The organism is Marinagarivorans sp., from assembly GCF_982758155.1.
Genome location: NZ_CEXWTU010000135.1, coordinates 1 through 13,342 on the forward strand (window position 1 = coordinate 1; position 13,342 = coordinate 13,342).

Consider the following 13,342-nt stretch of genomic DNA (forward strand, 5'->3'; position numbering starts at 1 on the left):
TGAGGAAGTAGGAGGCAAGTATTATTGGATAAAGTATTTTTTCCTCGGCCCTTAAAAATACAGCCATTATTTGCGGGACATAATTTCTTCGTAGCCACCTTCGTTAATCACATTCACATACCCCATGGCCTTCAGAACATCTTTAGCCACTTCAGAGCGGCGACCAGAGCGGCAATAAACACGAATATCGGCATTTTTGTCGGCCGTCACTGCGGCAATATGATCACTAATAACCTCATAGGGGATCAAGACTGAGCCCTTAACATGACCGCCATTAAATTCTTCTTGTGTACGTACATCAATCCAGTAAGTCATAGATTCTCCAGCAAAAGCTTTAATTGAAAAAATAGAAAAGAGGCTTGCCAGCAAAGCAAAAACGACAACAGAGCGGCGCGTGGCAACTGAATACCGTGATGCTACTTTTAGATAAGACATGCTTCACCTCAAAATATGAATAGTGGGCTTATTAAACAACGAGCCAGAAAACAATGCCAGCAGCACATTCATTTAGATACTAGATACCTGTAGATGTTAGAAACCTGCGATTCCAACTACAGCCTCAACGAAGCAGCTCGCAAGGGGAATCCCCGGCACTCAATCCTGGGAACGGAATACTTACAAGCTGCTCACCTATCGGCGCGATATCAACTTGTGCCTTCAATTCGCCAACAAAAGCACTCGGGTCCGACCAAAACAAGGGTAACCAGGTGGCCCCACACACGTCCTCCGCCAACAAGCCATGGCCTTTGCCGCGGCCATTCACAACGACACCACTCAATAGCGAATCTGCCATTGCATTTACATCCTCACGCGCAACCACAGGGTCTAGCTCGCCCACTAGAATAACGGTAGGCACCGCTGACCAAGTTTCTGTAAAGGGCGCTTTTGGGCGACCATTCACGACGCCTTTCTGTAAGCAAATGAGCAGCGACATGTCGGGGGCCAGAAAACGTGCCCACTCACCCAAGCGATCAATACTTGCACGATAACTGTCAACGGAAAGGACTTTATTATCGTTACACTCAGTAATCCAATACAACCAGGGGTTAGCTACCGAGGAATAGCTCTGCTTTAAAACCGGCTCGGCCAAAGGCTGTAAAAGCTGCCCGCCTCCGTTACTAACCTGTTTCAGCAGCGGAACTAACTTTCCGTATTCACCCGTTTCAGCATTCACCGAACCTTCAGATCTCAGCGCTTGCGCACGATAGAAAGCACTAAATAGAATGTGCGCAAACGTATTCGCGTCAATGCTCGCTTGGTGGTGATAGCCCTCAAAACGAAAAGGCATATTAATGGCAGAACCATCAAGTGCTTCGATAGCACGCCAGAATAACGGTTCGACAGACTCCCCCTGATGGCACTCTTCACGTGCCTGACACCAAGCTAAAATAGCTTTAAAGCTCGCGCGCCAGCGGTGCCCATGTGCCGCTCGACTATCAATAGCCCAACTGTAAGGGGAGTCGAGCAAAGAACTTTGCACACGAGCAGGCTCAATCGTTGTGGCGACTTGTGCAATACGGCTCCCGTAAGACGTTGCCATAAAATGCCACTGCTCAAATCCCAGCTGCAATAATAAAGCGACAATATCCTGCGCACTCTGCTGTGCACCAAATTGGGAAAAATCTGAAGACCCTAATTGTAATCGCCATTGATCCAAACAAGCGTTGACGCGTGATAGCTCATCACCCTGAGCGTGTTCGGGGTAACGCAAACGATTCAAAGACCACAATCGGTAAGCATGACACTGAAAATACCCCCAAGCCCCCTCATTACCGCGACTATCCCATAGAATTAACGGCCTCTTAACGCCTGCATCAAGCAACCAATAGCGCCAGTGATCTAACTTGGCGGCTAAAGTATTACCGCCCTCCCCTGGGCCACCACTAAAATACACAACCGGCGACAGTTTCTGGGCGGGTGCAATAGCTTGCCGCTGCGGTGTGAGTATTGCAAAGCTGATATAGGTAGCGGATTGCGAGGCATCCGGGTAATAACGGCCACAACGAGTCTGAACAAAAGCATGGTCGCGCCCAGGACAAGGCACTGTGCGAATAGGGTCTGGTGCAAAAGTCACTTGTGGTTTGGGGCTACAACCAATAAAGCAAAGTGATAAAAAAATACAAATAGAAAACAGCAATGCAGTCACGGTTTCGTAACGTCCTGCTCAGTAACAAACGCTTTAGGCCACGCTAAATTCCACGGGTTATTAGCCCCGCCAGTGCGCCCCGCCTGTGACAATGCCGCGAAATAATCACCCGAGTTCGGCCAAGCACATAAATCAAATAACTCCCCTTCATAATTAAAGCGAAGCCCCCAGGCATGTAAATAAAGGCGGTCTGCCGGGCCTCCGCCGTAGCGACTATCGCCTAAAATGGAAGCCCCCAAAGACTTCAGCGCCACGCGAAGCTGATGCGTCTTGCCCGTTTTTGGCCTTAGCCACCACAAGCGCGGTTGACTAACCTCACCAAAGCTCATGCCGTAAGTAACGGCGGGATTGAGCGTACTCCTCAGAAGTTTATAACTACCACCGCGCGCCTTTGCCATATCCCCTTTCACCCAACCCTGCTTTTTCTTAGTCGGGCCATCACTCAAGGCCAAATACATTTTTTGTACTTGCCCTACAGCAAACATCTGGCAAAACTTCTTATTCGCCGCACCCGTTTTTGCCAATATAAGCAAACCCGATGTGCCCATATCCAAACGATGTACAGGGTGAATAGCGTCGTTGTTAAAGTGGCTCCTAACCTGATCTAGTAATGTTGTGCTTTCATGCGCATGAACGGCAATGCCGGCAGGTTTGTGCACAACAACAAAATCGGCATGATCAAATACGATACTTATCATTCGAATAGCCCTGCCAGCTTGGCCGAGCCTTCGCGCACACTCGCCGACCATTGGGCTGCATGCTCAATTTCGCCATCCTCCCCCAGCGCCGGATACGCTAAATTGCGCTCATCACAAAATTGCGTCACTTGTGGGTGCGCCCACTGAAAAAACAAACGGTCGTAATCAGCTTTAGCCAAGCGAACCTGATTAAAAAAACCGGCTTGGCGACGCTGATATTGTGCCTCATTAAGAATCACAGCGGCCGCAACAGAGACATTGAGCGACTCGACCATTCCGACCATAGGGATAGTCACGCACTGATCCGTCATTCTTCTTGCTGTATCGCTAATGCCCGTTTTTTCATTACCCATAACCAGCGCCGTGGGTTTGGTGTAATCGACCTCGCGATAATCACATGCCGAATTATCTAACGCCGTACTGACAATCTGAAACCCCTGCTGTTTCAATGCTGTTAGCGGCTCTTCTAAGCTATCGCAATGTTCAACATCCACCCACTTATTCGCCCCTAAAGCGGTGCCACGATAGGGGTTATAACCTTCCTCGGGCACAACGGCATACATCTTGGAAACACCCGCCGCATCGCAAGTCCGCACCATGGCCGCCATATTGCGCCCCTTGTGTACCTCGTCTGCTACCAACGTCAAATCCGGTTGGCGTGCCGCGAGTACAGCGCTAATCTTTGAATGTCGCTCGGGGGTCATACAATCTCCTGTTTTACAAGCGCGAATACGCACCAGCACGTTAATTTTTTCCGCGTTGAACTCAGCGCCAAACTACGCGTTAAAAAGTTACCCACAGAATCTGTTGATAACTGTGTGCAAAGTTATAGGTCACCCTCTCAAGACTTACGCTTAAAAGGGCTTGCGCCCGATTGATCACTTTTTAACCAACATCGTTGCGGGGATGGTACATTCTACGGAAAAGTCCTACTCACGGCGAATGTCAATATTATTCGGCGCCCTATCGGTGGAACCTTAAGGCCTAATAATGCCTGTTTTCATAACAGAAAAGCGTTTCTTTGTTTGACTAAAATAGGTTAATCTATGATCTTATTCGCTATTGAGAAACCTCCACATTGTCCAGTGACCAGCCTTCCTCGCAGCACGAATCTAGCTCTCCAGAGCCCCTCACCATCTCGATTGATGTCAACTTTCAACCCGAAGACTCACGGCGCCTAGCTAGCTTGAGCGGAAATCTGGACGGCAATCTCAAACAAATTGAAAACCGCCTTGATGTAAAGATCCACAATCGCGGTGGTGCTTTTGCCATTCACGGCACTCAAGAACGCGCCAGCATTGCCAAAATCGTGCTCGAGGATATTTACTCACTCACAGAAGCCGATAACGATGTGAGCGCCGAGGAAGTTCACCTTGCCTTACAAGAGGCGGGTGCCGACGCCTTCGTAGCCATTGGCAACACAAAACAACCCTACGAAGCACCCGTAATTCGCACTAAAAAATGCTCTGTTAAGCCTCGCGGGCTCAACCAGCAAGGTTACGTGGCCGCGGTTCGGCGTAACGATATCAACTTTGGTATTGGCCCTGCCGGTACGGGCAAAACCTATTTAGCCGTAGCCTGCGCCGTTGAAGCACTGCTACGTGACGAGTGTGAGCGCATCTTACTGGTCAGACCTGCTGTTGAAGCCGGCGAAAAGCTGGGCTTTTTGCCCGGCGATCTCAGCCAAAAAGTCGACCCCTACCTTCGCCCGCTCTACGATGCCCTCTACGAAATGCTAGGTTTTGAAACCGTCGGCAAACTGATAGAGAAGCAGGTCATTGAGATTGCCCCGCTAGCCTACATGCGCGGGCGCACGCTGAATAACTCATTTGTCATCCTCGATGAAAGCCAAAATACCACTCGAGAACAAATGAAAATGTTTTTGACGCGTATTGGTTTTGGTTCTACTGCCGTTATTACTGGCGACCCAAGCCAGATCGACTTACCACGCGGCAGCGCATCCGGTTTACAGCATGCTGTCAGCGTTCTAAAAGGGGTTGAGGGTATTAGCTTTACGCTTTTTACCGCCAAAGATGTCGTTCGCCACCCATTGGTCCAACGTATTGTTGAGGCTTACGAAGCCAGCGAAGCCGAACGCGATGCCATTGAAAAACGCCGACGCGCACAAGACGAAAAATTGCGCGCTCACGCCATCGCAACCGCTAGCAAAATTAACGACGCATCGGATGACAGTTAAGTAATGGCACAGACACCCTATGTAGATTTGCAAATAGCCTGCCCGACACAAGGCCTGCCTACAGAGCAGCAAATGATCGCGTGGGTATCGGCCGCCCTGCCAGAAGATAAACGCAACAGCGAGCTTAGCGTGCGCATTGTCACTTGCGAAGAAAGCCAAGCGCTAAACTTGCAGTACCGCCACAAAGATAAACCCACCAATGTTTTGTCTTTCCCCAGCGACCTACCTGCCTTTATAGAGGAGCCGCTATTAGGTGATCTTGTTATCTGCGCCGATGTCGTTCAACAAGAAGCAGAGCAACAAAGTAAAACGCCAGAGTCACATTGGGCCCATATGCTAATCCATGGTACCTTGCATTTGCTCGGGTATGACCACATAGAAGACGACGAAGCTTGCGAAATGGAAACACTCGAAACGCATATTCTCGCCAGTTTGGGGTATCCTAACCCTTACGAAGACCTAGAGGCATAAGCTAATGTTTGCCCTATTGCCACACCGTCACTCTGACTCAATGCTTACAATTTAAGAAATCACACCATGCCTGAAGAACCACCGAGTAGCCAATCCGCGGCTAAAGAGCGCACACAAGAACGATCGTGGCTAGACAAGTTGATACACAACTTTTCAAACAACGAACCTCAGTCTCGCGAAGAACTACTCACAATCATCAAAGACGCCGCCAGTAATAAACTACTGGATAACGAAGCGTTAGAAATTATTGAAGGCGCTTTAAGTGTCAGCAACTTGCAAGTGCGAGAAATCATGGTCCCGCGCTCGCAAATGGTCGTTATTAAGCACGACGAAACGCCAGAAGAATTTCTCCCCAAAATTATCGACTCCTGCCATTCCCGCTTTCCTGTTATCGGTGAAAGCATTGATGACATTCGCGGCATACTTCTAGCCAAAGATATGCTTTCGCTGCTATTAAATCGCGACCAGCCGTTTGAGCTTGAAAATATGCTGCGTGCTGCGAACATTATCCCCGAGAGCAAGCGCCTGAATGTCTTACTCAAAGAATTTAGGGAAAAACGCTACCACATGGCCATCATTATTGATGAGTATGGCGGCATCTCGGGCTTAGTTACTATTGAAGATATTCTCGAAGAAATCGTTGGTGAAATCGAGGATGAAACCGATGATGACGATGATGATTTTATTCGACGCGTTTCCGTCGAAGACTTTATCGTCAAAGCTTTAACGCCAATCGATGACTTCAACGAACATTTCGACAGCGATCTCGATAACGCTGACTTCGACACCATTGGTGGTATTTTAACCCAGGCCTTTGGCCATATGCCGGCTCGCAACGAAGTCGTTGATCTCAAGGGTTTCCGTTTTCGCATTCTTTATGCCGACAACCGACAAATACACCTTATCCGCCTTACTCGAATCTAAGCTAGAACTGTATTATGGAATTGCTCTGCGAACGCTGGAGGCCGTGGATCTGCCTTATCGTCGCTACCTTGGGTGGCGCTTTGATCCCCCTTTCGATGGCACCTTACAGCCTTTGGCCTGCCGGCATTCTCGGCATATTCTTTATTGCTATTGCGCTGCGTAACAGCACACCCAAGCGTGCACTTTTACTCGCTTTTTTTGCCGGTTTAGCACTTTTTGGCGTAGGAGTTTCCTGGGTTCACGTCGCCATTGCACAGTTTGGCAATAGCTCAAACATTATTGCACTAACCTTAACAGCGCTGTTCATTACAGGCTTAGCGGCAATATTTGCAGCTCCCTACTACCTCTACGGCCGATACTTAAGCGGCACCTTACTGGGCCAAACCCTTGGCTTCACCGCGCTCTGGGTATTGGGTGAATGGATGCGTAGCTGGTTATTTACTGGGTTTCCATGGCTTTATGTGGGTTATGGCCAAATCAATACACCGCTGAGTGGCTTTGCACCGATCTTCGGAGTATTTGGCGTATCCCTTTGCGCCTGCTTAATGTCCGCCGGCGCTTTATGGTTACGGGAGCACTATCGTCAAAGCCGAAGCCATAGAAATAGCCATAAAATGCCTATGGCGGTCATTGCCGCAATCGCCACGTTATATGTAGCCGGCGCAAGTTTAAAACAAATTGCTTGGACCCAAGAAAAGCCTTACAAAATCAGTGTTGGCCTTATGCAGCCAAACATTCCCCAAGAACACAAATGGGATCCCGCCTACTACAGCCAAACACTGGATACCTTTAGTGAGCTCAGCGAACCATTGTGGAGCCTGGACTGGGTTATCTGGCCTGAAGCGGCCATTCCATACCCCTATCATCAAGCAGCACCGCTACTCGACCAGATTCACGAATACAGTAAAACACAGGGCACGGTTTTCATTACGGGTATTATTTACGATGACTACAGCGCCTATAAATACTACAACGCGATTATTGCTCGTGGTTCAGGTAGCGGCGAATACTTCAAACAACGCCTTGTGCCCTTTGGCGAATATGTACCTTTTGAAGAACAGCTCAGGGGAATCATTAGCTTTTTCAACCTTCCCACGTCCATCATTCATAGGGGGCCTTTCAGCAAAGCGGGCTTAAATGCGAATGGCGTACTCATTGCTGCCGCCATTTGTTATGAGATTGTCTACCCCGACTTAATTGCCGAAATTGCACGCGATAAGGACATTATTCTTACCATCAGCAACGATGCATGGTTCGGGTACTCCAATGGCCCACTGCAACACTTTGAAATGGCACGGATGCGCGCCATTGAAACTGGCCGCTATGTTATTCGAGCAACCAACAACGGCATTAGCGGCTTTATCGCCCCCTCAGGCGATGTCATAAAACACGGGGGCCGATTCACTCGCGAAGCCATCACCGGCGAAGTTAGCCGAATGGACGGAACAACGCCCTACATGGTCTGGCGTTCTTGGCCAATGGTGCTTATTGGCTTTTTTATTATTTTTTGTTGCGTTGTTCATCAACGTTATAACAATTTAAGGAATTAATTAACCAACTATCGGATAATTAGTCCCTTAACAAAGCCTTATTAGCACCGGCGCACCTCTTAGCTATACTCCGGAAAGGGATTATTTTGGAGTTCGTGCGTGAAAATTTTTAGCGGTATATCGGTACGGTTGAAGATATATTTTATCGCCATCGTGAGCATTATTGGTTTTGGCGGATATCTCGCGTTTAACGTGTGGATCAACACCCAAAATACCGATTTACTGACCAACGTTCGAGACACCTACTTCCCCATTCTAGAAAAATCAACCTCCAACGGTGTTCGCCTCGAACGCATGTCCGAACTCTTCAGTACCGTCGCACTCACCGGTGAACTTGAACATTTAACATCTGCCGAAACAACCGCAGACACCATGCGCGCCGACTTTAACGAGATCCTAGCGTTAGAACCCATTAAAAAGAAAAGCATATCCGACATTCAAAAAAACTTTGAAAATTACTTTAATGCTGCAAAAGCCATTGCGGAGGAGATGGCAACTGGCGAAGTCGATTACAGCACCATCGGCGCACGCACCAAGAATAAAGAAGCGCAGCTAGAACTGTTAGAAACACAACTGGAAACCTTCCGCTCTTATTCACATAGCAACTTCTCAGGCAACATTAATAAAGCTAACCATAATTCAGAGCTAATGCTAACGTCAGGCTTTGTCATTTGGGTGTCTAGCATTTTGATACTAACGCTCACCGTCTACACTATTGCTCGAATTATTGTCGGCAGCATCATTAGCGTTTCGAAATCACTGCATCACATTGCACAAAGCGGAGGTATCGCACAAAACATTCCCGTAACCTCAAGTGATGAAATTGGGCGGCTAACCCAAAGTTTTAACGAACTTATGGATAAGCTGCGTGAGCGAACCAATGACTTGATGAGCATGATGCAGAACATGCATCAAGGCCTGCTCATCATTACTAAACACGAAACCATTCATAAAGAATATTCGAGTTTTATTGAGGAAATATTTTCAACCAAAAACGTTGCCGAACAACCCTATAGCGAATTACTCTTTAGTAAAGCCAACATTGGCAGCGACCAGAGGGACCAAATTAATACGGCCGTATCTAGCCTATTAGGCGCTGATGAGATGATGTTTGGCTTCAATGAACAGCTATTGATCAAAGAATACGTCATTCAACAAGAAGGCCTGCAAGCACAAATCATTGAACTTGACTGGGACCCAATTATTACCGACGGTACAATTAACAAGATAATGGTCACAGTACGCGATGTCACAGAGCTAAGAGCCATGCAGGCAGAAGCCGAAGAACAAAAAAGAGAACTCGAAATAGTCGGGAAAGTCATTCGCCTTCCCCCCGCAAAATTTGCGAGTTTTATGAATAACACTCAATCGCTACTCGAAAAGAACGAAAACATCATAAAAGCGACCAGTAAAAAAGATGCTGCCGCTATTGCCAAGCTTTTCGTCAATATGCACACCATCAAATGCAATTCTCGTACCTACCAATTTGCAGCGATTACCGACGTAGTACATGAGGCAGAAACCACTTACGACCAGCTACGCAAAGACCCCACCCACACCTGGGATCAGCAACAACTATTAAATGAGCTCGCCTCAGTGCGCAAAGCCGTAGATTTCTATCAGCAAATACGCAATGAGAAACTGGCCGCAAACAACACGAATGAGCTCCCAGAAGACAGTATTGTACTCAGCCAACAAGACTATCAAACACTGCTCCAACAGTCCGACAACAACGATATTTCGTCAGTCGCACACTTACTGAAGAAACTCGATACGATCACGATGGAAGATGCACTAAGCGATCTCCTTAATTCGCTACCCTCCGTTGCTGCACAACTCGACAAACCAGCGCCAAAACTCGATATGCAATTACGTGGCCTCTTTTTGCACCGCGGCCACAAAGAGCTTATCAACAATGTTTTTACTCATTTATTTCGCAATGCGATTGATCACGGTATTGAGCCTCCAGATGAACGCTTAACCAACCAAAAACCAACGGCAGGAACCATACATTTACATATCGAGCAGCAAACCGAAAATAATACCCTATGGTTTTGGGACGATGGACGGGGATTAAACCTCAAGCGACTCAGAGAAAAAGCCATCGCCGCAGGACATCGGGACAAAACTACTATCGACTCTGCAGCTGAAATTGCTAACTGCTTATTTATGTCTGGCGTATCAACGGCTGAACAAGTCACGGCCATATCAGGGCGAGGCGCCGGAATGGACGCGGTGAAAACTTACTTACAGGATGCTGGTTGCGACATAGAAATTATCTTGCACGATAACGCTCTACCGACTGACGACTTCGCACCCTTTAAGCTGAAAGTCATTTTAGCGTCACAGCTGTGTGAAACAGAAGCCGATAGAGTGGCCTAACCCTCTGAAATTGAAGACGCCTTTGCCAGAAGCATAGCGAAGACTAGACAAATAAATCATTTACGAGAAACAGAAACTCACTCAAAGGGGTGAATAAGGAGCGAGGAAACAATATCTCACCCTATCATTACTTGATTTCGGCATCTTTACCATTCGCCAAAAGGGATAAGCGACCACTGCCTGCCCCCTTAAAATCTCGCTAATAACATAATAATTGCCTACCGCCAATGTACCATCAGACATAGACTTTACGCGTGTTAACTCAGTACAATGGCACACTATTTCATTTTCAAGCACATGACGAGCTATGACAAACTCAAACATTGATGACCTTAATCTTGTTTCTCAAGAAATTCTAATTTCTCCTGAAGAACTGAAAGCAGAACTCCCTTTGACCGAGCGCGCCGAAAGCGTGGTCACCAAGGGTCGAGCCACTGTTCGCAACATCCTTGACCGCCAAGATAATCGCTTAATGGTTATCGTTGGACCATGCTCTATCCATGACACCAAAGCTGCCATGGATTACGCGCATCGCCTGAAAGTACTTGCCGATAAAGTATCCGATACACTCGTTATCATCATGCGCGTGTATTTCGAAAAGCCCCGTACCACTACGGGCTGGAAAGGCTTGATCAACGACCCCTACATCAACGACTCCTTCAAGATTGAAGATGGTCTGCATGTCGGCCGCAAACTGCTGCTAGATATCGCCGAGCTAGGCCTGCCTACCGCCACCGAGGCGCTTGATCCTATATCACCCCAATACCTCCAAGACTTAATCTCTTGGTCCGCCATTGGTGCGCGTACTACCGAGTCTCAAACCCACCGTGAAATGGCCAGTGGCCTATCTTCACCTGTTGGTTTCAAAAACGGTACCGACGGTGGATTAACCGTTGCTATTAATGCGCTCCAATCCGTCAGCAGCCCTCACCGCTTCTTAGGGATTAATGGCAACGGGCAAGTCTCCATTATCCACACGCGAGGCAACCCCTACGGGCACGTTGTACTTCGCGGCGGCAATGGCAAGCCAAACTACGACTCAGTCAGTGTAGCTCTTTGTGAGAAGGCCTTAGCCGAAGCCAAAGTCCCCACCAATATTATGGTCGACTGCAGCCACGCCAACTCAAACAAGAATCACGAGCTTCAAACACTTGTTGTCGAAAATGTGACCAATCAAATCCTTGAGGGCAACTCGTCTATCATGGGTATTATGGTTGAGAGCCACATTAACGCAGGCAACCAGAAGATCCCCGCCAATTTAGACGACTTGGAATATGGTATATCCATAACCGATGCTTGCATCGACTGGGAAACCACTGAAGACGTTTTACTGAATATGCACGAACAACTGAAAACAGCGCTACCCAAACGCGGCTAACGCCCTGTTGAAGATCCAAAAGGCGGCATAGGCCGCCTTTTTTTCGCCCCGAATAAGCATTAGGGGCGAAGCAATAATAGTTTGTCAATTAGACGAGGGCGCCCGCTGTCTCAACAAGGCGCTCAAAGGGACGCATGCCGGGGCATGTAACGCTTTGAGCAACGCTGTTGAGGGAGTGGGAGGCAAGTATTATTGGATAAAGTATTTCTTCCTCGGCCCTTACCACAAGGCTATGCCCAGCAAAACAACCCGTAAGCCCTGTTATCGCATTTAACAATAAGCAGCCAAGCCTCTATTACCACTTATCAGGTAATTTTTGGCGTACATCAAACCAATGGTTTAAAAGACACCATTTTTGCGTACTCTTTCTCAGAAGGGCTTGCAAAGTGACCTAGATACAATTCTGTAGAGGTGTACACTTAAGGTGTTACCACTACAAAATAATAAAAACTAGGTAACGGTGATACGCCACCACAATAACAAAAGAGGTTCATGCAATGACGTCACATCACTCAACCGAAACTTCTGCATACTCTAGCTCACAAAATACTGCGCTCAGCAAAAGCACAGCAAACCATGAAGTCATGACTGAGCTACATGATGAACTAAAAAATCCACTCAGCTTCTGGCAAGAAATTCGAATAACGCCCATGTCCGGCACAGACTACGTTTTCATCCCTAATTTTGTCTACCAAGCCTTTGGTGGCAATTACTCTGTGGCGCGCTTTGTCACAGAACTTAGCGCGGCCTTTGATATAGAGCCTAGCCGCCTTCAATTAATTGCTAGCAACGACAAACCCAACGAAGAGTGGCAGTACGGTAAAACTATTGTGGAATGGAGTGCAGGCACCATTAGCCACAGTCACTTAGAAACCATCCCCCAGCAATCCAAATATCATGATTTTATTGAATCAATGTTTCAGTACAGCTCTGCACTCGTAACCCAGCTTGAGCACTAGGGTCGAGGAAAAAATACTTTATCCAATAATACTTGTTTCCTGTCTCCTCAACTGCGTTGCTCAAAGCGTTACATGCCCCGGCATGCGCCTCTTCGAGCGCCTTGCTGAGAACACAGGCTCCCTCGTCTAATTGGACAAACTATTATTGCCTCGCCCCCTAAGATAAGGGACAAGAAAACAATATTTCATCCACTAATACTTGATATCGACTTCCTTACCTTCGTTACTCAAAGTGTTGCATGCCCAGGCATGCGCCCCTTTATGCGCCTCGATAAGAAAGCCGATTTCTTCGCCTAATTGGATAAACTATTATTGCCTCGCCCCTAATTACTCACTAAAGTTCGGTGACTTGCCGGACTTGCTCCAACTGCTCACACATCATCGCGGCGCCCTCCAATATACGCTGTGTATGGCGCTGAATAATGTCGGGGGGAATGAAGAACAAATTCCCTTTTTTGACAGCTGATAAGCTAGGCCATTCTTTCCAATTGTCGAGCCAGTCCGGCCTCGCCTCCCCCATACCGCTTGCTATAATCACTTTCGGGTCGCGGTAGAAAACAGATTCCAAACTGATTTTTGGCGCTAAGGTTACCGCATCGCCAAAAGCATTTTTCCCACCACACAAACGAATTACATC

At 47.6% G+C, this 13,342-nt stretch carries 12 protein-coding genes; 7 read left to right on the forward strand and 5 right to left on the reverse strand.

Features of this window, described 5'->3' with window-relative positions; genetic code table 11:
• Window positions 1–66: 66 nt before the first annotated feature.
• The 4 genes from AC3A8L_RS13840 to trmH form a co-directional block, all read right to left on the reverse strand.
• Complete coding sequence (locus tag AC3A8L_RS13840; protein WP_487962857.1) at window positions 67–435, reverse strand: rhodanese-like domain-containing protein; 369 nt, start codon at window positions 433–435, stop codon at window positions 67–69.
• A 124-nt stretch (window positions 436–559) separates the two neighbouring features.
• Window positions 560–2,146 carry an alpha/beta hydrolase gene (locus AC3A8L_RS13845; protein WP_487962858.1) on the reverse strand — a complete coding sequence of 529 codons (1,587 nt, stop codon included), beginning with the start codon at window positions 2,144–2,146 and terminating at the stop codon, window positions 560–562.
• Window positions 2,143–2,844 carry a pseudouridine synthase gene (locus AC3A8L_RS13850; RefSeq protein WP_487962859.1) on the reverse strand — a complete coding sequence of 234 codons (702 nt, stop codon included), beginning with the start codon at window positions 2,842–2,844 and terminating at the stop codon, window positions 2,143–2,145. The genes AC3A8L_RS13845 and AC3A8L_RS13850 overlap by 4 nt, the downstream gene beginning before the upstream one ends.
• Entirely contained in the window at window positions 2,841–3,548 is a 708-nt protein-coding gene (gene trmH, locus AC3A8L_RS13855; RefSeq protein WP_487962860.1) for a tRNA (guanosine(18)-2'-O)-methyltransferase TrmH, read from the reverse strand. Before trmH ends, AC3A8L_RS13850 begins: the two co-directional genes overlap by 4 nt.
• A gap of 431 nt (window positions 3,549–3,979) precedes the next feature.
• Between trmH and AC3A8L_RS13860 the strand changes: the two genes are divergently transcribed.
• The 7 genes from AC3A8L_RS13860 to AC3A8L_RS13890 all read left to right on the forward strand — a co-directional run bounded on the left by AC3A8L_RS13860 (window position 3,980) and on the right by AC3A8L_RS13890 (window position 12,705).
• Window positions 3,980–5,041: a PhoH family protein gene (locus tag AC3A8L_RS13860; RefSeq protein ID WP_487962868.1), complete on the forward strand. Its 1,062-nt coding sequence runs from the start codon at window positions 3,980–3,982 to the stop codon at window positions 5,039–5,041.
• Between the two features lie 3 nt (window positions 5,042–5,044).
• Window positions 5,045–5,512, forward strand: coding sequence for an rRNA maturation RNase YbeY (ybeY, locus tag AC3A8L_RS13865; RefSeq protein WP_487962861.1), 468 nt, complete (start codon window positions 5,045–5,047; stop codon window positions 5,510–5,512).
• Window positions 5,513–5,578: 66 nt separating this feature from the next.
• Window positions 5,579–6,436: a CorC family transporter gene (locus AC3A8L_RS13870; protein ID WP_487962862.1), complete on the forward strand. Its 858-nt coding sequence runs from the start codon at window positions 5,579–5,581 to the stop codon at window positions 6,434–6,436.
• A gap of 14 nt (window positions 6,437–6,450) precedes the next feature.
• Window positions 6,451–7,986, forward strand: coding sequence for an apolipoprotein N-acyltransferase (gene lnt, locus AC3A8L_RS13875; protein ID WP_487962863.1), 1,536 nt, complete (start codon window positions 6,451–6,453; stop codon window positions 7,984–7,986).
• A 99-nt stretch (window positions 7,987–8,085) separates the two neighbouring features.
• Window positions 8,086–10,368 carry a HAMP domain-containing protein gene (locus tag AC3A8L_RS13880; protein WP_487962864.1) on the forward strand — a complete coding sequence of 761 codons (2,283 nt, stop codon included), beginning with the start codon at window positions 8,086–8,088 and terminating at the stop codon, window positions 10,366–10,368.
• Between the two features lie 307 nt (window positions 10,369–10,675).
• Complete coding sequence (locus tag AC3A8L_RS13885) at window positions 10,676–11,746, forward strand: 3-deoxy-7-phosphoheptulonate synthase (protein WP_487962865.1); 1,071 nt, start codon at window positions 10,676–10,678, stop codon at window positions 11,744–11,746.
• 497 nt (window positions 11,747–12,243) lie between these two features.
• Window positions 12,244–12,705, forward strand: coding sequence for a hypothetical protein (locus tag AC3A8L_RS13890; RefSeq protein ID WP_487962866.1), 462 nt, complete (start codon window positions 12,244–12,246; stop codon window positions 12,703–12,705).
• A gap of 334 nt (window positions 12,706–13,039) precedes the next feature.
• Here the strand turns inward: AC3A8L_RS13890 and AC3A8L_RS13895 are convergent.
• Window positions 13,040–13,342: TroA family protein (locus AC3A8L_RS13895; RefSeq protein ID WP_487962867.1), on the reverse strand; the 303-nt coding region annotated here is incomplete at its 5' end.